The organism is Roseobacter sp. GAI101 (genome assembly GCF_000156335.1).
Taxonomy (GTDB): Bacteria; Pseudomonadota; Alphaproteobacteria; order Rhodobacterales; family Rhodobacteraceae; genus Sulfitobacter.
In genome coordinates this window covers 106,768-124,976 of the sequence record NZ_DS999214.1, presented here as the reverse complement: position 1 = coordinate 124,976, position 18,209 = coordinate 106,768, and the positions used below count along the sequence as shown (strand labels likewise).

Sequence of the window (18,209 nt, the reverse complement as noted above, 5' to 3'; positions counted from 1 at the left end):
TACAAAAGACTCACGCCCTTGCAGCTGGCCGCCGCGCTTATTGCAAGGCCGACAGGAGGGACAGATCGTGCTTCTGTTTGCCTTGAACGAAACCAGGGATCACGGGGACCGGATTGCCGCGGCCATGGGGCAGGACCTGTCGGATCTGGAGCATCGGGATTTCGAGGATGGAGAATTCAAGATACGCCCGCTTTGCCGTGTTCAGGGCGACCATGTCTGCATCATTCAAAGCCTCTATGACGGCCCCGACCTTTCGGTTCATGACAAGCTGTCCCGTCTGTTGTTCCTGATCGCGACGATGCGCGACCATGGCGCGGCGCGGGTGACCGCCCTGGTGCCGTATCTGTGTTACGCGCGCAAGGATCGCAGGACCAAGGCGCAGGACCCTGTCATGACGCGCTATGTCGCACAATTATTCGAGGCGGTCTCGTGCGACGATTTGATTACCCTCGAAACGCATAATCTGGTGGCACTTCAAAACGCCTTTCGCCTGCGCACATATCATCTGGAACTCGGCGATATTTTTCAGGATGTGATCGCAAGACGCGTCGATGATGTACCCCTTGTAGTGATGTCGCCTGATCCGGGCGGCGTGAAACGCGCGCAATTGTTCAGGGAAGCATTGCAGGCCCGGTTGGGGCAGCCTGTCGGTTTCGGCTTCATGGACAAGCGGCGCAGCAGCGGGGTCATGACCAGCGGTGACATCGTCGGCACATTCGACGGCGCGTCGGTTCTGATCGTGGACGACATGATCGCATCTGGGGGCACGATGACTGCTGCTGCGATGGCCTGCAAGGCAAACGGGGCCGTCAACGCATTTGCACTTGCCGCGCATGGGCTTTTCACACCGGGGGCCAAGGCCCTGTTCACGGGTAGTTCGTTTGAAAAGGTCTTTGTCAGCGACAGCATTCCCCCCTTCCGTCTGCCCGACGGCCGCGACACCCAACGGCTTGAGGTCGTGGGGACGGCAGATCAATTTGCGGATGCCTTGCGCGCGCTGTCGTTCTAGCTGCCAAGGCCGGTAGGGCCGCACAGCAGGCGTTCTGCCACCTCGAAATAGCGCAAGCCCAAGGGCACCCATTTTTCGGGTTTTCGGGGGGTCGGTACCAATAGGTGCGCCAGACAAAGCCGGGTCCGCAACAGCGCATGCAAAGCTTCGTAAAGCTGCAACAGGTCCGGGTCGGGGCCTGTGCCAAGACCTTTTAACAAGCGGTCAATCAGAAACGGCTTGATCCAGGTGGCCCCCAGTATCGCGGCTTCCAGCCCAAGGAACATGACCTCGCTGAAGGGATCGACCAGACGCAGGTTTCTGTTGAATTCCAGACAGTCGAAAACAACCGGCGGATCAACCAGACAGATATGTTCGGGGCGCAGATCGCCGTGGCATTCCCGTATCCAACCTGCTTTCACGCGGGATTCAAACGACGGGAAATGTTTTGTCGCAGCACGGTCCAGAGCATCGAAGGTGGCCTGAAATCTGGCATGATGCTGGGCGAACATGGCATTCAGCAGGCACTCACGGTTTAACTGCTGCTGTTCGCGCATGTTTGTCGCCAGTTCCCCGGCGTTCAGCAAAGAGACCGGAGCTGATCGGTAAAATTCAACGAGTGTCCGGCTGAGGGCCTCGATATGTGTCCGGGATTTTTGTGGGTTTGTTGGGTGGGTTTCCAGGATGACATCAAGCATCCGGTCGGCTGGCAAACGATGCATCTTCACCAGCCAGTCGATTATCTCGCCCGCGCCCCCGATGTTAAGACGCCCGTCGCTGCGTTCGACGACAGGAATGATCCCAAGATAGACCCGCGGTGCAAGGCGGCGGTTCAGGTCGTTTTCCGTCAGGCTATTGTCAAGACGCGCCCGCAGCGATGTCAAATCCTGCAGATCGTCGCGGACCTTTTTCTTGAGTTTGAAAACGTGGTCGCGGGTCAGGAAAAGCCATGATTTGCTTGTTTCCTGAACGGTGGCGGCTTGTGATCGATTATACTTGTGCTCGATCAAATTTGCGATCTGGAGGAGGTCACCGCGTCCATCGCACATCTTTTCCTGCCTTATCCTCGATCCATGCGCGGACGCTGAATGACCGGAAAAACTGCGTTCATCGGAGCGTTGGTTCACGATGGAAACCACAAGCGGGACCGATGCGGCTGAATGCCAGCCCTAGACTGGCAGCACATGATCCAGATGCTCTGGCAAATCCTCAACCGGCAGATGTGTCAGATCCTTGTCCACTTCGGCCCAGACCACCTTTGACACCTTGTCAGAAAGCGCGTCGCGTATCTGGCCCAGCATATGGGGTCCCGCAGCGACCACGAGTCGTTTGAATTCTCCTTTTTCAAACGCGGATTCCAGAAACTCACTGATTTTGTTCGCGAACTCGGCTTCGGCAAACGATTTGGGGTTTGTTTGCTCGACCGCTGACACGCCCGGACCAACCCTGCTGTGGACCATACCGGCCCGATCCGCGTACATCGTCGGCGGCTCTGCATATAGGGTCTTGCCCCCGATAGGGAGCAGGCCCTTGCCCCGTCCCGTATTGATAAGAAACCGCGCCGTGCCGGAATTAGCGATCACGATCATCGTCTTGATGGGCTTCATCGTTCTGCTCCTGATAGCGTCAGTTCAGGGTAGTCCAAACGGGCCAGGCACAATTGAGGCAAATCAACGGGATCGGCGTTTTCGGACGGCAAACGTTTGCCAGTTTGAATCCGGCACGCCGCAGTCATTGATATCGATCAATCATCAAATCACTCCCAATTGCGATCCTGAGGGTACTGGAGAAATTTTCGCGCTCGGGAGGCTGGGGATGGACCATCAGAGGCGTGCCAATCTGCAAAAAATAAAATCGGGGGGGGTGGTTCCACGCCACTCAAAGGGGCCAAGAGGTGAATGCCGCGCCCAATACTTGCGCCAGCACGTCGCCACGCTTGGCCCCAAACCAAAGAAAAGCCTTGAGGCATTTGTTGACCTGGGGCTGACGGATGGGGAGATTGCACGGTATTTCAACATGCCCAAGACGTGCATTTCCAAGCTTTGTCATCTCTGGGGCATTCGTTGAATGGGGGGTGGACGACACAATGACCTTGGGGGCCCAAAGCGCCCCTGGCCTTGATGTGGCTATTTGACGGTGACGACAGTTTGGTTGGCGTGGTGCAGCAGTTTTTGTGAAACGCTACCCAAGATCGCGCCCTTGACCCGGCCCAATCCGCGCGACCCGACGACGATCATATCGACATCCAGATCATCTGCAGCCTCCAGAATCTTGTCCGCATCGTCGCCGGCCCGCACCAATGTCTGGACCACGATCGCACCTGATTTCTTACTGCGGTCCTTGGCATAGGAAACAAGCCTGTCACCCATGGCCGAGATGACGCTGGCGGAATGACCGTCGGGTGTGCTGTGCCCCAACAGATCATAGGACCGTCCGCTTGCGACGGCGACACGCGGCGGTTGCGGTTTTTCGCTCTGCGTGACCAGGTTTTCAACCTCGGCCAGACGCTTGAATTCCCGGGCGAGCCGTCCGTGCATCAAGACATGAACGATATAAAGATCGGCCCTGAGCTTTGAGGACAGTTCGGCCGCGACGTCCATCGCCCGTGTCGCACTGTTCGATCCGTCATAGGCAAGAAGAATTTTACCGATCATGATGCCCCGTCCCGCCGCTGGGAAACCCTTGGGAAAAAGGGCGGTTCTGCTGGCAGATGCAGAACCGCCATCATTCTATTTCGCGTGTGCCACCTTAATCTTTTTGACATTCTCGACGGCCTCGGGGGGCTTGGGGATCGTGACCGTCAGAACCCCGTCCTTGACGACGGCCTCGACTTTGTCGGCGTCGATTTTGAAGGGCATCGTCATGATCCGCTGGAACGATCCCGACGTGCGTTCGATGCGGTGGAATTCGCGGCCTTCCTCCTGGCCCCGTTCGTCCTTTTCGGACTTCTTCTCGCCCTTGATGGTGATCCGGTCACCTGTCACCGAAACGTCGACATCGGCATCGGTCAGGCCCGGCAGTTCCGCCGTGACGCTGAATTCCTTGTCCGTTTCGCTGACGTTCGACCGCACGCTGACTTCGTTGCGGCTGCCGAAAAAGCCGGTGCCGAAATCGTCAAACAGACTGTCCACTTCATTGCGAAGGGTGATCAATGGATTTTCGTCGGCCTTCCTGCTCTTGCTCCAGCTTGTCGGCAGATAATCTAGATAGGACATTTGCATTCTCCTTGCGGCTTGTTGGGTCCAGTTCCGTTTAGCAACGCCCGCGTCCCGCAAATTGAGCAAAGTCAAATCGCTTGCCGTTTTGCCCCTGCGCCGGGCATTTTCTTGTGCCGTCAGTTGGAAAACCGATGCCCCAGCGGCTCCATGTCCAGACGGTAATCCTCGGCGACCTTGAACACGGTCTTGTTCGGCACTTCGTACCACTGGTCTACAAAGGTGACGGGCTCGGATGCGATTTCGATCGCTTGGTAATCAATCTTGGGACTGTGATGCACATGTGATCTGTCGCAAATCGGGCAATGATAGGCATGATCGCGGAAAAGATAGTGCATGGAGCGGTTGTAGCGCGACCCGACCATCTGTTCGCCGTCGGTGAAGATGATGTTCAGCCCGACGCGCGCCTTGGGGTCGATTTCGGCGGACCACCTTAGAACCTGTTCCAATCCTTCGCGGACGGTCGCCATCAGGCCACGCTCGGGATGAACCAAAAACAGGCTCAGCAGGTAACGGAATATATGTTCGCTGTCGGTGGTCCCTGCGATCTCGGACCGGTGCAGCGGATCGATATGATCCAGCATCTTCATGCGCACCGCGTCAAAGTTGGGGACCGTGCCGTTATGGGCGAAAATCCATTTGCCGTGAACAAAGGGGTGTGTGTTTTCGAGGTTGGTGTCGCCCACGGTCGCACGGCGCACATGGGCCACGGCGGTCGTGGTATAGACCCGTGCGGCTTTCCTTGAAAAATGCTCTCCGTGATAGGCGGCCCAAACCTGCTTTTCGACCATGGGCAGACCATCGGAATAATCAGCAACGCCCCACCCGTGTCCATGCGCATAGCCTTGCAGATCGGCCTGACTTTGCGCCATCAGGGCATTCTGGGCTTTGACAAGCCCGCATTCCACTCTCGTAGGCTCGTTCGCATGCATCGCGTAAAGACGGCACATTGGTATTTCCTTTCGATGACGGATGCATCTTAGCAATCCGCCGCAAGACCGGCTGATCTAGATCAAAAGGGGCAGGCGGGTCCGGTCTAATTTGCGATATGGCAGATCATCCGCACACCATCCCCGCTGACTGCACCATGATCGCACGGGACTATCTGCGCGACGAACCCGCCTTTCTGGCATCGCTGGCGTTCGGGCCGTTTGTGACGCAGGGCTGCGGGCCGGGACCATCCGTATTGATCGGCGACCAGTCCGAGATCAGCCTGCTCCGCTCCGCGTCCGCTGCCCGGCTGGATCACCGCATGGCGCTGCTGGCACAGAACGGGGACACCGTGCTTGTGCGCCATCGCGAGCCAGGGTTTGAATCCTACCTTGCCGACTGCCTTGGCCTGACGGATGTAACCTTTGTTCAGGTTGACCAGAATCCGCACCGCCCCGTCGCGGCGCAAGTTCGCCTGTCGCCCCCACAGCTTACCTTGCTGGTGCGAACGGCGCGAAAAAACGGGGGCCTCACGCTCAAGGCCTATTTGACCACGGACACCGTTTGGCGGCTTGCGCAGGCCATTGGCGAGATGTCGGAAACGCGCATTCACGTTTGCGGTCCGTCGCCGCGCGCCACGCTGCGGGCCAATGACAAGCTGTGGTTCACCCAGCTTGCGCACAAGACCATCGGCACCGGGGCAACGCCCCGGACGCGGGCGGCCTATGGCCCGGCAGCCGTCACGGGTCTGGCCCGCACAATCGGCCATACCGCCGAGCAGGTGATCGTGAAGGTGCCCGACAGCGCCGGATCGGTCGGCAACGTCCGGCTGGAAGGGGCGCTTGTTCGCAAGATGTCCCCCGTCGATACACGGCACTACCTGTTGGACCGTCTGCGCGCGAAGGGGTGGCAGGACCGGTATCCGATCCTTGTCGGGGTCTGGGATGACAAGGTCAGCCACAGCCCGTCGGTCCAACTATGGATACCGCAGAAATCCGACGGCCCGCCGCAAGTCAAAGGCATTTTCGAACAGCGGGTACGAGGGGCCGCCGGTGCCTTTGTCGGTGCCGGACGATCGACCTTGCCGGTGCCACTGCTGGACCGTCTCAGTGCCGAGGCGGGGCGCATAACAGGCGTTCTGCAACAGCTTGGCTATTTCGGCCTTTGCAGCCTGGACGCGGTGATCTGTGAAACGTCGACGGGACCGGACACGATCCATTGGATCGAATGCAATGGCCGCTGGGGCGGTGTGTCGATCCCCATGTTGGCCGCCGCGCAGCATCTGCCTGACATGCACGCAATCGCGATTGTTCAAGAAACCCTGAAAGGGGGCGTGCTGACCACCGAACACCTCAGGCGGCATCTGGCCGATCTTCTGGTCCAGCAAGGCCAGAAGGAAGCAGGCGTCGTGATCATCTCCCCGTCCGAGAGCACACGTGGCGTGTCGGTCAATCTGATGGCCATTGGTGACACGCAAGGTGCCGCCGATGATATGCTCGCCATGGCGATGCGGCGATTGGTGGCGCTGCACGAAGACGCTTTGTAGGCAGTGGTCATCCGTTTTGATGTCATGGCGAAGGGTGGTTTGCCCCTTCGCACTATGCCGCCCAGCAATCTGCAAGGCCTTCCCTGAGGGTTGACCTGCGTCAATCCGTTTTCGCTGCTGTCGGTCACATTTACCCCCATGCCGTTCAACTGGTTTTAGGGATTCGTCACCGTGCGAAACGTCATCCAACATTACGAAGTCCGTCAAGCGCCATTTGGTCGCGATGTTGGCCGCAGGGTACGACTCGAGGTTGCCGATCAGGGGGAAATAGGTGGAATAGATATTAGGGTATACGATCCATTTACCGACCGGTTGTGCTTTGAAATCGTTGCCCTAGACCCTGACACTTGTCCACTGGTGGGAAAGGTACCCCAATCCGATGCCGTCTTCGACGCGTTTTGCTCGGCCCTGAACCACGCAAAGGCCATCACCCGGATTTGCATCCTCATTCAGTTTCATCCTTGCGGCCTTGGATCACCTTCACATGACAAGGAAAGCGACGATCGCGACAGCAGGGTTTACCGTATGGTCGAAGACATCGCCGACGAGCTTTTGACCCATCGACCCGGATCAAGGATCGAGATTGGAATGCGACATGTCGGGCAGCGTGTCACGTCCCTTATGTAGCGTTGGCCTGAAGTCGAAATCGGTTTGGTGAAACGCCCTGAGGAAGCAACCGGAGGGGTGTTTCACGCAATTCTGGTTGTACAATCCAATCAATTACTTCTGAAAATACGTGACTCGCCGATCATTTGCTCGAGCGCGGCGATGCGATCCGCACTTTGGACCGAACTGCGGGATTGCACTTCGGCCACCAGCGCTTCGATCAGAAAGTTGATGGCCAGCGTCGAATCCCAGCTGGAGGGAACCTCGACCATGGCGCGAAAGCAAAAGCGCGCGTAGTTTTCGATGGGCGACCCCCAGGCATCCGTGAACAGGACGATGCTGGCACCTTGCGCCACAGCCAGATTGGCCAACTTCTCAAGTTCTTTTTCGTAGCGGCGGATATCAAAGACGATCAACACCGCGTCGGCGTCCATGTCCAAAAGCGATTGCGGCCAGACGCTGGGCGAGGAATCAAGCAGCGTGACCTGCGGGCGGATGATCTGCAAATGGTTGAAAAAATAGTGGGCATTGGACCGCGTGATGCGCCCGCCCAGAAGGTACAGCCGACGCGACGGGTCTGACAAGAGGGCCGCAACCTGGTCGAACTCGGCCAGATCCAAGCGCTCCAGGGTGCGGTTGATGTTGCCGGATACGGCCTCGATGAACCGCGAGACAATGTGCCCGCGACTGTCGGTTGGTGCCTGTGCATCAAGTTTTGCCAATGGTTGCTTCATCCGGGCACCGATTTCGTTCCGGATCGCCCCTTGCATGTCAGAGAAACCTTCGAACCCCAGCTTGCGCGCCAACCGGATGATCGTGGGCGATGACACTTCGGCCAATTCGGCCAGGCGCGTGATCGATTGCAGCCCTGACAACAATGAATCGTCCAGCAGCACGGCGGATAACTTACGCTCAGCCGCGGTCAATTCAGACTGCTTTTCTTTCAGCAAATCACGGACCAATGCGTTTTTGTGCAAGAATTGTTCCTTTCGGTACAGAGTTGCGCGCTTTGAAGTAAAGGTTACAGAAAAAATCTTGACATGCTAGAAAATTCTGTAGTGATGGTGCCATAAATTCAGGAGCACACCAGCCAGTGACAGATAGCGAGTGGACAGCGGCAACGGTAACTAACGCGAATGGGCAGGGGCCTTGGTTGTTGGTGTGCGAACACGCGTCCGATCACATTCCGGCTGACTTGAACGATCTGGGATTGGACGCCGCTGCGCGCAGATCACATGCCGCGTGGGATATCGGTGCGCTTGATGTGGCGGTCGGACTTTCCAGGATTTTGGATGCCCCGCTGATCGCGGGCGGGATTTCGCGGCTGGTTTACGATTGCAACAGGCCTTTGGCGGCCCCTGATTGCATCCCGACGCGCAGTGAGGTTCACGATGTTCCCGGCAATGTGGGCCTGAGTGTCGCTGAAAAGCAGGCGCGTTTTGATCGCGTCCACACGCCGTTTCACGATGCGGTTGCCAGCCTGCTGGATACAAGAAATTCGCCGATACTGGTTACGGTGCACAGCTTTACGCCCGTGTTCAACGGTGTCACGCGCGATGTCGATCTTGGGTTTCTGTGTCACAGCGATGCAGCCACGGCGCAGGCGCTCGTCGCGCAAGAGCAGACGGACGGGTCTTTCAAATCTGCGTTGAACGAACCCTATGCACCGACAGATGGCGTAACCTACACACTTGAAAAACATGGTGAATCGCAGGGGTTACCGGCGGTTATGATCGAGATACGCAATGATCTGATCGATACGCCTGTAAAGGCACAGAAGATGGCGCGGCACTTAGGTCGTTCCTTGATCGCCGTGTGTCCAACAGTCCGCAACGAGGCCGCTCAATGAAAGCCATGCGCAAGTATATCGCCATCGTTGATGGCTTCAACTACGGTTTGGGCCGGATCATGATGTACGGCATTTTCGTACTGATGGGGATCCTGCTCTGGTCTTCCTACAACAAGACATTTGCATCGCCGCAGATCTGGACGTTGGAAATGGCGCAGTTCGTGATGGTGGGCTATTATATCCTTGGCGGTCCCTACGCGCTGCAAATGGGGGCGAATGTACGCATGGATCTGTTCTATGCGGAATTGAGCCCGCGCAAGAAAGCGTGGACCGACTGCATCACGGTCCTCTTCCTGTTCTTCTATCTTGGCGTTCTGCTTTGGGGCGGTATCGAATCCACGATGTATTCCTTTAAATATGGATGGGAGCGCAGCCCGACAGCCTGGCGGCCCTATATGTGGCCGGTCAAGGTGACCATGTGCATCGGCATCTTCCTGATGTTGCTGCAAGCCCTGTCCGAGTTTTTCAAGGACATCCTTTTCCTCAAGTCAAACGAGGACACACGCGATGCCCTATGAATTGATCGCCATACTGATGTTTTCGACCATGATGCTGCTGCTTCTGACGGGGCAGCGGGTGTTCGGTGCCATCGGCTTTATCGCGGTTGTCGCCGCCCTGTTGCTGTGGGGGGATCGGGGTGGCTATGACATCGGTTTTTCTGCAGCCATCGGGTTGATGCGGTGGTACCCCTTGCTGACGCTGCCGATGTTCATCTTCATGGGATACGTACTGTCGGAAAGCAAAATCGCTGACGATCTATACAAGATGTTCCACGTATGGATGGGGGGTATACAAGGGGGGCTTGCGATCGGGACGATCGGCCTGATGGTATTGATTTCTGCGATGAACGGGCTTTCCGTGGCGGGGATGGCGATTGGTGCGACGATTGCCTTGCCGGAATTGCTCAAGCGGAATTATGACAAGCTTATGGTGACCGGCGTCATTCAGGCGGGGTCCAGTCTGGGCATCCTCGTGCCGCCGTCGGTGGTGCTGGTGCTTTATGCGATGATCGCGCGCCAGCCGGTCGGGCAGTTGTGGCTGGCCGGAGCCATTCCGGGCCTGATGATGGCGGCAATGTTCATCATCTATATCGCCATCCGTTGCCGGTTGAACCCCGACTTGGGCCCGGCGCTTTCGGCAGAGGAACGCGACGTCGGGATGCGTGAAAAACTGCGGCTGCTGCGTGCCGGGCTGCTGCCCGTGGTGATCTTTGCCGTGATGATGATCCCGTTTGTGAACGGCTGGACGTCACTTGTCGAAAGCTCTGCGATTGGTGCGATTGCGGCGTTTCTGGCCGCGGTCCTCAAGGGACGCATGACGCGACAGGTGTTTGAAACTTCGGTCCGCCAGACGCTTGCCATCACCTGCATGTTCATGTGGATCATTCTTGCGGCGCTCGCTTTCGGCGCGGTGTTCGACGGGCTGGGGGCCGTAAAGGCAATCGAGAACCTCTTTACCGAACAATGGGGTCTGAACCCGTGGGTCATTCTGATCCTGATGCAACTGTCATTTCTCATCATGGGTACGTTTCTGGACGACACGGCGATGCTGGTCATCGTCGCCCCGCTTTACGTGCCCTTGGTCGGTGCGCTTGGCTTTGATCTGGTGTGGTACGGCGTGCTCTATACGATCACCTGCCAGATTGCCTATATGACTCCGCCCTTTGGCTATAACCTGTTCTTGATGCGCGCCATGGCCCCGCCCGAGATCACGATCAAGGATATCTATCGTTCGATCGTGCCGTTCGTGGGGGTGATGGCGCTGGCGCTGGCCGTTGTCATGATCTTTCCGCAGATCGCGCTTTGGTTGCCAAATTACGTTTACGGAAAATAACAGATCAACAACCAAGTGGTCGGGCAAACCGGCCCATTCATCCCAACCCCGACAAGGAGAATTGACATGACGACCAGACGTAAGTTTCTAAAAGGGGCCGCAATCGCGGGCCCGGCGACCCTTGCCGCACCGTCGATCCTGCACGCGCAGGAACCGATCCGCTGGCGTTTCCAGACCTATGCCGGTTCCGCACTGGGCGAAGAAGTGACCAAGCCAGCGATTGATGCGATCAACGCCGCCGCCCAAGGCGAGCTTGAGATCGAGCTGTTCTACGCCGACCAGATCGTTCCCACCGGAGAGCTGTTCCAGGCCCTGCAGCGCGGCACCATCGACGGTGTGCACTCGGACGACGATTCAATGGCGTCACCGACCCCTGTGCGGTCCTTCGGCGGGTATTTCCCGCTTGCGACAAAGCACGCGTTGGACGTGCCGGTCCTGTTCAACCAATACGGTCTGGCAGATATCTGGCGCGACGAATATGCCAAGGTCGGCGTGCATTGGCTGTCCGCTGCGGGTCAGGATCCGTGCAACTTCAACACCGTAAAGCCGATCACGTCCCTGTCCGATATGGACGGCCTCAAGCTTTATACCTTCCCGACGGCGGGTCGTTTCCTGTCGCAGTTCGGCGTTGTGCCGGTGAACATCCCTTACGAGGACGCCGAGGTTGCCGTGCAAACCGGCGAGCTTGACGGCATGGCATGGTCCGGCATCACCGAAGACTACACCGTTGGGTGGGCTGACGTGACCAACTACTTCTGCACCAACAACATCTCGGGTGCCTGGATCGGGTCGTTCTTCGTGAACGCAGAGCGTTGGGCAGACCTGCCGGACCATCTCAAGCAGATCGTCAATTCAGCAATCGAGGCGAGCCATACCTACCGCAATCAATGGTACTGGGGCGGCGAGGCGCGGTTGCGCGCGTCCGGCGAAAAGCTGGAACTGACGTCGATCCCGCAGGAAGAATGGAAAACCGTCGAAGAGGCGGCCGTGAAATTCTGGGATGAAATGGCGCAGGAAGGCGAGACAGCCGCGAAGATCGTCCAGATCTTCCGTGACTACAACAACGTCATCTCGAAAGCCGGCCCACCCTATACGTTCGGCTGATCGCTTCTATACCTCTACCAATCGGGGCGGCGCGCGATGTCGCCCCTCATCTAATGAAGGGACGTTTTCAGATGGGCAATCTATCATTCGACAGGCTCCGGGAGTTGGCGGAGACGGGTGCCGTTGACACGGTGTTGGTGGCGCTTGTGGACATGCAGGGGCGTCTGATGGGCAAGCGGTTTCACGTGAGCAATTTCATCGACCATTCCCATACGGAAACCCATTGCTGCAATTACCTGCTGGCCACCGATCTCGTTATGTCCACGCCCGAAGGCTTTGCCGCGACCAGTTGGCAGACCGGCTATGGCGACTATGTCCTGCAGCCTGACCTGTCGACCCTGCGCCATGTACCATGGCTGGAAAAGACGGTCCTTGTGCTGGGCGATGTGCTGGACCACGCAACCCACGCGCCGGTTCCCCATGCGCCGCGGGCCATGCTGCAAAAGCAGATCGCGCGGCTGGATGCGCTTGGGTTCGATGCCATGATGGCGACCGAACTTGAGTTTTTTCTGTTCGAGGGCGACTATCGCAGCTTGCAGAAAGAGAAATACGCCAACCTCGTCCCGCTTAACGGGCACAACGAGGATTACTGCCTGTTCCAGACCACCAAGGAGGAATCGTTCCTGCAGCCTTTGCGCAACCATCTGGTGGACGCGGGCATCCCGATCGAGTGCACCAAGGGCGAGGCCGAAGTCGGACAGCAGGAACTGAACATTCGCTATGCCGACTCGCTGGCCTGCGCCGATCATCACACAATTTCCAAGCAGGCGGTCAAGGAAATCGCCTTCCAGCAGGGGTTTTCAGCGTCCTTCCTGCCGAAATGGGCGGCGGATAAGGTCGGGTCCTCCAGCCATGTGCATCTGTCACTGTGGAAAGACGGCGTGCCGTTGTTCTATGATAATGACGCCAAGCTGGGGATGTCCGATCTGATGCGGCATTTCATGGCTGGATTGATCGCGTATGCACCTGATTTTACGTATTTTCTGGCCCCTTACATCAACAGCTACAAACGGTTCGCCAAGGGCACCTTTGCACCGACCAAGACCGTCTGGTCAGTAGACAATCGCACCGCGGGCTTCCGGCTGTGTGGTGAGGGGACGAAGGGCATCCGCGTCGAATGCCGCATTGGCGGTTCCGACCTGAACCCGTATCTGGCGCAGGCGGCCTTGCTGGCGGCGGGTCTGAAAGGGATCGAGGAAAAGCTGGAGCTTCAGGAGCCGACCAAGGGCGACGTTTACGAAGACGCCGATGTGACCGAAATTCCCCGTTCGTTGCGGGCTGCGACCGAGACCCTGCGCAACTCTACCATGCTGCGCGAGGCCTTCGGGGACGGTGTCGTCGACCACTATACCCGCGCCGCGGAGTGGGAGCAGGAAGAATTTGACAAGGTCGTCACCGACTGGGAAATCAACCGCGGATTTGAGCGAGTATAATATATGTCCAATACCCTGAAATGCATCTCGCCGATTGATGGATCGGTTTATCTGGAACGATCGGTGCTATCCCTGGATGATGCCCGCGCGGTGTGCGCGCAGGCCGCATCGGCGCAGGCGGCATGGGCAGCACGCCCCTTGGCCGAGCGGATCGCCTTGGTGCGCGCCGCCGTGGCCGAGGTGGGCAAAACCACGGACCGCATGGCGGTTGAACTGGCCCATCAGATGGGGCGTCCTGTCCGTTATGGCGGCGAATTCAGTGGCTTTAACGAACGCGCCAGTTACATGGCCGACATTGCCGAAGACGCCCTTGCGCCCATGATCATCGAAGACAGCGCCAAGGCGATCCGCAAGATCACCCGCGAAGCGCGGGGCGTCGTGCTGGTCGTGGCCCCGTGGAACTATCCTTACATGACGGCGATCAACACGGTCGCCCCGGCGCTGATCGCAGGCAATACGGTGGTGCTGAAACATGCAACACAGACCTTGCAGGTGGGCGAACGACTGGCCGAGGCGTTTCATGCCGCGGGCATTCCGCAGGACGTGTTCCAGAACGTATTCCTGGATCACAACACCACATCGGCCCTGATCGCCGAGCGCCACTTCGGCTTTGTGAACTTCACCGGCTCGGTCGGCGGGGGCAAGGCGATGGAGATCGCCGCTGCGGGCACTTTCACCCCCGTCGCGACGGAATTGGGCGGCAAGGACCCCGGATATGTGCGCGCCGATGCCGATCTGGATGCGGCGGTTGACGGATTGATGGACGGTGCGATGTTCAATGCCGGACAATGCTGCTGCGGGATCGAACGGATCTATGTGCACGAAAGCCTTTATGATGCCTTCGTCGAAAAGGCCGTGGCCTGGGTGAAGGCGTTGACCCTGGGCAACCCGTTGGAGGCTGACACCACCATCGGGCCGATGGCCAATGTGCGCTTTGCACAAGAAGTGCGCGCGCAGATCGCCGAAGCCGTGGCCGATGGTGCCACCGCTCTGATTGACCCCTTTGCTGCGGATGATGGCGGTGCCTATCTGACGCCGCAAATCCTCACGAATGTCAGCCACGAAATGCGCGTCATGCGCGACGAAAGCTTTGGCCCCGTAGTCGGCATCATGCCGGTCAAGGACGACGCCGAGGCAATCGCGCTGATGAACGACTGTCAGTTCGGCCTGACGGCTGCAATCTTTACCAAAGACGTTGACGCCGCCGATGCTATCGGCGCGCAGCTGGAAACTGGTACGGTGTTCATGAACCGCTGTGATTACCTTGATCCCGCACTGTGCTGGACGGGCTGCAAGGACACCGGCTCAGGTGCCGGCCTGTCCGTGCTTGGCTACCAGGCGCTGACGCGTCCCAAATCCTACCATCTGAAAAAGGCATGACCCCAATGGCGTTGAAAAACAACTGGTCCTACCCCACGGCGATCCGCTTTGGCGCGGGCCGTATCGCTGAAATCGCCGAGGCCTGCGCGGCCGCAGGCATCAAGAAACCGCTGCTGGTCACAGACAAGGGGCTGGCCCCGATGGCGATCACGACCCGCACGCTGGACCTGATGGAGGCCGCAGGCCTTGGCCGCGCCATGTTCTCGGACGTGGATGCAAACCCGACCGAGATCAACCTCGCGGCGGGCCTGGAGGTCTACCGCGCGGGCGGCCATGACGGCGTGATCGCCTTTGGCGGCGGGTCCGGCCTAGATCTGGGCAAGATGGTCGCCTTCATGGCGGGCCAGACGCGCCCCGTGTGGGATTACGAGGATGTCGACGACTGGTGGACCCGCGCCGATGCGGATGCCATCGCGCCGATCATCGCGGTGCCGACGACCGCAGGCACCGGGTCCGAAGTGGGCCGCGCGTCGGTCCTGACGAACTCGCAAACCCACGTCAAAAAGATCATCTTTCACCCAAAGGTTCTGCCAACGGTCGTGATCTGCGACCCTGAACTGACGGTCGGGATGCCGAAACACATCACGGCAGGCACCGGCCTTGATGCCTTTGCGCATTGCGTCGAGGCGTTCAGCAGCCCGCATTACCACCCGATGTCGCAGGGCATCGCGCTGGAAGGCATGCGTCTGGTCGTCGATTATCTGCCCCGCGCCTATGCCGACGGAAGCGATATCGAAGCACGCGCGCAGATGATGTCGGCGGCCGCGATGGGGGCCACGGCGTTTCAGAAAGGTCTTGGCGCGATCCACGCGATGAGCCACCCCGTCGGTGCCGTCTTCAACACGCATCACGGGACCACGAACGCGGTGTGCATGCCCGCCGTGCTGGACCTGAACGAACCCATGATCCGCGCGCGGTTCGACCGCGCGGCGGGCTATCTGGGCATCGAGGGCGGCTATGATGGCTTCCGCAGTTTTGTGCAGGACTTCAATGACAGCTTCGATATTCCACGCAAGTTGTCGCAGATGGGCGTGACCGCCGACCGTCTGGATGGTCTGGTTGCAATGGCGCTGGAGGATCCGTCCTGTGGGGGAAATCCGGTCACGTTGACCACCGAAAACCTCCGCAAACTGTTCGAGGCAACGATCTAGATCGTCCTGAAAATCATACATGCCCTGATAGCGTTTCTGCTACCGGGGCATGCACTTTGCATCGTATCTTGGCCTTTCCGGCGATCTGGTGCGCCAAGGCGGCTGATGCGCCGGCCTCTGTCCAGTTCCTTGTGCCGGTCCCAATCCGGAAGTGGCTAGAAGCCGCGCAATACCGGGGAGGCCCCCTGAGAATGTGCACGACGAGGTCGACGCCACCCAGTCTGTTTGCCACCGTAACGGCGCAGGTACGCATCTTTTCGGGGGTGGCAAGGTGAGCGGCGACAAGCATCTCTGCCGGCGAAGCATTCTTCCTTACTGACGGCCGCATCACCTCAAAGAGGGAGGTCCAATAGATTGGGGCGTGGGATTTAAGCGGCAGTCACAGACATTAGATCCGATCCCCTTGTTAAAGCTTCAGATCAATCTGGCGGGTCTAAGGCCAGGCAACCTAAACGGCGTTTGGCTTTGATGACCGCGCTGTTTGGCCAAGACTTCCCGGGCCTGCCTGACGGTGAGCAGGTGTCCGACAGGTCGCATCGACAAAGCCTGACAACGCTTCATGGTCGGTTGGGTCGCGCGAAGCCTTTCGAAAATCGATTGTGATTTATCCGAACCAAGGCTGCGCATACTCATCGGTGCCAGCAACAATGTCTCTGCAGGAAGCCCGCCAGCGTTGATCAAAGCATGCTCTTTGGTAAAAACGTGGAAGTATTCAATCTCTTTTCTGGCGACGGTGTGTTGAATACGCACGCCATCCACGAAAGCTTTGACGGGTGCGATTTCGGTGGTTCCGTCACCGGTCTCACGTAGAACAATCCGGTGTTGCTGTGACAAGAAAACGTCGTCCACCGGACAGCCTTTCCCAAACGCATCCTTCGCAATGCGGATCGGTGCCTTTTTCATTTGATTTGCACGATCCGCGGATATCTTGGAGGAGCCGATCCAGATGATGGGGTGAACGGTGCCTTTGACATCGGTCACCAAATCTCCGCACCGCAAAAGCTCTACGGTCTGCCATCCATGCGGGGTCAAGATATGTGTGCCCTTCAAGAAACAGATGGGATTAAGGGTTCCAAAGTCATAGCCAACAGCACTGACATCGACGACTAGCGCGACCATTGCCAAAGCGCTCGGCTCTTCCTCCGGGTAGACAAAAATGATCTCGCCTGTGTCTGTGTCTTCAAGGACCAGCAAGTCTACTGCCTCTCCCGTCGGGACGGTGGTGCCTAGGACATCGATGCCCGGCTGCGCGGTGCCAGAACCCAGCATTTTGTAGGTCACCCCGTCAATGACGGCCTCTTCACCGACGTAAAGGACACTCGCGTCATGGGTTAATGTCCGAGAGCTGTTCATTGGGCCGAAGCTACCCAACAGAATAGTTTGGCTTGATGAGAAAAGCTGCGTGATGAGCAAGGCACCACCATAGCTTTGATAATTCACTGAATAGTCCATCTTTTTGTCCTGTATGAGAGTGCTTGACCTGCCTTTTTTCCACTAAAAAACTTAACCACATCTAAACCATTATTTAGCAATGCGGCAATTTTAGGGCTGGATTCATCGCGAACTTCCGCGTTGGCTTTGCTTGACCAGGCTCTGGAAATAACTTTGTCACGTTAACTTTGCTTGGCTTGTGCAGGGATGAAGGCTCTCAGATCAACCGACGTTTGCTGCATCTTTCCATGGCTCGACTGCCATCTAGCCGACGTGAGCGAGATGGTACGGAAGGGGATTTACGGGTTGCGACCTGCATGGGGACGAAGCGCGGTAATACGCCCGGCGATCTGAAACCTTGCATCACCCACTCTCGTCTTTGGAACGGCAGGTGGATGTTCACTGCTCGAGCGTTGAGGCTCTTGTGTGACCAATGATCAATGCCGGGCACCATCGCACGTTTGGCGGCGCGCTTGTCTCGGCTCGATTGAAGAATTCTCTCAAGAACAGTGCCATGCTGGTCGATAGCATGGCAAAGCCAGCATGACCGGCCCGCGACCTTCAAAACCACGTCGCCCAGATGACAGACATCGCCGGGGCGCGGCTGCTGTCGCCATAAAATGTGGGCGATCGGGGGGCTGAACATCCCGCTGGGCAGTTGCGTATATTGGCCAATGAAGCATTGGAGGAGCGGTTTTATCTCGCAACTCGTTTGATAACAGTGGGGTATCAGAAAAAATGTT

The 18,209-nt window shown here is 58.0% G+C and carries 17 protein-coding genes; 9 read left to right on the top strand and 8 right to left on the bottom strand.

The genetic code is table 11. From position 1 onward, the window contains the following. Window positions 1-67 precede the first annotated feature (67 nt). The gene (locus RGAI101_RS18555) at window positions 68-1,009 is read left to right on the top strand and encodes a ribose-phosphate diphosphokinase (RefSeq protein ID WP_008229866.1); all 942 of its coding nucleotides are present in this window, start codon (window positions 68-70) and stop codon (window positions 1,007-1,009) included. Here RGAI101_RS18555 and RGAI101_RS18550 read toward each other — a convergent pair. The 5 genes from RGAI101_RS18550 to RGAI101_RS18525 form a co-directional block, all read right to left on the bottom strand. Next, a complete protein-coding gene (locus RGAI101_RS18550) occupies window positions 1,006-2,037 on the bottom strand; it encodes a phosphotransferase (RefSeq protein ID WP_050763262.1) in 1,032 nt (343 codons plus the stop codon). The two genes, RGAI101_RS18555 and RGAI101_RS18550, sit on opposite strands and share 4 nt — an antisense overlap. A 120-nt stretch (window positions 2,038-2,157) precedes the next feature. Further along, the gene (locus RGAI101_RS18545) at window positions 2,158-2,595 is read right to left on the bottom strand and encodes a host attachment protein (protein ID WP_008229827.1); all 438 of its coding nucleotides are present in this window, start codon (window positions 2,593-2,595) and stop codon (window positions 2,158-2,160) included. A gap of 519 nt (window positions 2,596-3,114) precedes the next feature. Then, on the bottom strand, window positions 3,115-3,642 hold the full coding sequence (locus RGAI101_RS18535) for a universal stress protein (protein ID WP_008229784.1): 528 nt from the start codon (window positions 3,640-3,642) through the stop codon (window positions 3,115-3,117). A 75-nt stretch (window positions 3,643-3,717) separates the two neighbouring features. Beyond that, on the bottom strand, window positions 3,718-4,203 hold the full coding sequence (locus RGAI101_RS18530) for an Hsp20/alpha crystallin family protein (protein ID WP_157044747.1): 486 nt from the start codon (window positions 4,201-4,203) through the stop codon (window positions 3,718-3,720). Between the two features lie 119 nt (window positions 4,204-4,322). After that, the gene (locus RGAI101_RS18525) at window positions 4,323-5,153 is read right to left on the bottom strand and encodes a class II glutamine amidotransferase (protein WP_037230066.1); all 831 of its coding nucleotides are present in this window, start codon (window positions 5,151-5,153) and stop codon (window positions 4,323-4,325) included. 98 nt (window positions 5,154-5,251) lie between these two features. Between RGAI101_RS18525 and RGAI101_RS18520 the strand changes: the two genes are divergently transcribed. Continuing rightward, a complete protein-coding gene (locus RGAI101_RS18520) occupies window positions 5,252-6,679 on the top strand; it encodes a hypothetical protein (protein WP_008229801.1) in 1,428 nt (475 codons plus the stop codon). 716 nt (window positions 6,680-7,395) lie between these two features. Here RGAI101_RS18520 and RGAI101_RS18510 read toward each other — a convergent pair. Beyond that, window positions 7,396-8,262 (bottom strand): MurR/RpiR family transcriptional regulator, encoded by an 867-nt coding sequence (locus tag RGAI101_RS18510; RefSeq protein WP_008229574.1) that lies wholly within the window; start codon window positions 8,260-8,262, stop codon window positions 7,396-7,398. Between the two features lie 116 nt (window positions 8,263-8,378). On the opposite strand from RGAI101_RS18510, the gene RGAI101_RS18505 reads away from it, so the two are divergent. The 7 genes from RGAI101_RS18505 (at window position 8,379) to RGAI101_RS18475 (ending at window position 16,035) form a co-directional block, all read left to right on the top strand. Next, on the top strand, window positions 8,379-9,134 hold the full coding sequence (locus RGAI101_RS18505) for an N-formylglutamate amidohydrolase (protein WP_037230059.1): 756 nt from the start codon (window positions 8,379-8,381) through the stop codon (window positions 9,132-9,134). Then, complete coding sequence (locus RGAI101_RS18500; RefSeq protein ID WP_008229616.1) at window positions 9,131-9,652, top strand: TRAP transporter small permease subunit; 522 nt, start codon at window positions 9,131-9,133, stop codon at window positions 9,650-9,652. The genes RGAI101_RS18505 and RGAI101_RS18500 overlap by 4 nt, the downstream gene beginning before the upstream one ends. Then, on the top strand, window positions 9,642-10,967 hold the full coding sequence (locus RGAI101_RS18495) for a TRAP transporter large permease (protein ID WP_008229562.1): 1,326 nt from the start codon (window positions 9,642-9,644) through the stop codon (window positions 10,965-10,967). The genes RGAI101_RS18500 and RGAI101_RS18495 overlap by 11 nt, the downstream gene beginning before the upstream one ends. 66 nt (window positions 10,968-11,033) lie before the next feature. After that, window positions 11,034-12,071, top strand: a complete 1,038-nt coding sequence (locus RGAI101_RS18490; RefSeq protein ID WP_008229537.1) for a TRAP transporter substrate-binding protein — start codon at window positions 11,034-11,036, stop codon at window positions 12,069-12,071. Window positions 12,072-12,142: 71 nt separating this feature from the next. Beyond that, on the top strand, window positions 12,143-13,504 hold the full coding sequence (locus tag RGAI101_RS18485; protein ID WP_037230057.1) for a glutamine synthetase family protein: 1,362 nt from the start codon (window positions 12,143-12,145) through the stop codon (window positions 13,502-13,504). A gap of 3 nt (window positions 13,505-13,507) precedes the next feature. Then, on the top strand, window positions 13,508-14,884 hold the full coding sequence (locus RGAI101_RS18480) for an aldehyde dehydrogenase family protein (protein WP_008229863.1): 1,377 nt from the start codon (window positions 13,508-13,510) through the stop codon (window positions 14,882-14,884). Between the two features lie 5 nt (window positions 14,885-14,889). Beyond that, window positions 14,890-16,035: an iron-containing alcohol dehydrogenase gene (locus RGAI101_RS18475; RefSeq protein WP_008229709.1), complete on the top strand. Its 1,146-nt coding sequence runs from the start codon at window positions 14,890-14,892 to the stop codon at window positions 16,033-16,035. A gap of 414 nt (window positions 16,036-16,449) precedes the next feature. Here the strand turns inward: RGAI101_RS18475 and RGAI101_RS18465 are convergent, their stop codons facing one another. Next, complete coding sequence (locus tag RGAI101_RS18465; protein ID WP_008229828.1) at window positions 16,450-17,487, bottom strand: Hint domain-containing protein; 1,038 nt, start codon at window positions 17,485-17,487, stop codon at window positions 16,450-16,452. A gap of 196 nt (window positions 17,488-17,683) precedes the next feature. After that, a complete protein-coding gene (locus tag RGAI101_RS21970; protein WP_157044746.1) occupies window positions 17,684-18,112 on the bottom strand; it encodes a DDE-type integrase/transposase/recombinase in 429 nt (142 codons plus the stop codon). Between the last annotated feature and the right edge of the window lie 97 nt (window positions 18,113-18,209).

Excerpts from the sequence above, each read along its gene's own strand:
- RGAI101_RS18550 (WP_050763262.1), bottom strand. The coding sequence starts at position 2,037 with ATGTGCGATGGACGCGGTGACCTCCTCCAGATCGCAAATTTGATCGAG.
- RGAI101_RS18545 (WP_008229827.1), bottom strand. The coding sequence starts at position 2,595 with ATGAAGCCCATCAAGACGATGATCGTGATCGCTAATTCCGGCACGGCG.
- RGAI101_RS18535 (WP_008229784.1), bottom strand. The coding sequence starts at position 3,642 with ATGATCGGTAAAATTCTTCTTGCCTATGACGGATCGAACAGTGCGACA.
- RGAI101_RS18530 (WP_157044747.1), bottom strand. The coding sequence starts at position 4,203 with ATGTCCTATCTAGATTATCTGCCGACAAGCTGGAGCAAGAGCAGGAAG.
- RGAI101_RS18525 (WP_037230066.1), bottom strand. The coding sequence starts at position 5,153 with ATGTGCCGTCTTTACGCGATGCATGCGAACGAGCCTACGAGAGTGGAA.
- RGAI101_RS18520 (WP_008229801.1), top strand. The coding sequence starts at position 5,252 with ATGGCAGATCATCCGCACACCATCCCCGCTGACTGCACCATGATCGCA.
- RGAI101_RS18500 (WP_008229616.1), top strand. The coding sequence starts at position 9,131 with ATGAAAGCCATGCGCAAGTATATCGCCATCGTTGATGGCTTCAACTAC.
- RGAI101_RS18495 (WP_008229562.1), top strand. The coding sequence starts at position 9,642 with ATGCCCTATGAATTGATCGCCATACTGATGTTTTCGACCATGATGCTG.
- RGAI101_RS18490 (WP_008229537.1), top strand. The coding sequence starts at position 11,034 with ATGACGACCAGACGTAAGTTTCTAAAAGGGGCCGCAATCGCGGGCCCG.
- RGAI101_RS18485 (WP_037230057.1), top strand. The coding sequence starts at position 12,143 with ATGGGCAATCTATCATTCGACAGGCTCCGGGAGTTGGCGGAGACGGGT.
- RGAI101_RS18480 (WP_008229863.1), top strand. The coding sequence starts at position 13,508 with ATGTCCAATACCCTGAAATGCATCTCGCCGATTGATGGATCGGTTTAT.
- RGAI101_RS18475 (WP_008229709.1), top strand. The coding sequence starts at position 14,890 with ATGGCGTTGAAAAACAACTGGTCCTACCCCACGGCGATCCGCTTTGGC.
- RGAI101_RS18465 (WP_008229828.1), bottom strand. The coding sequence starts at position 17,487 with ATGGACTATTCAGTGAATTATCAAAGCTATGGTGGTGCCTTGCTCATC.
- RGAI101_RS21970 (WP_157044746.1), bottom strand. The coding sequence starts at position 18,112 with ATGTTCAGCCCCCCGATCGCCCACATTTTATGGCGACAGCAGCCGCGC.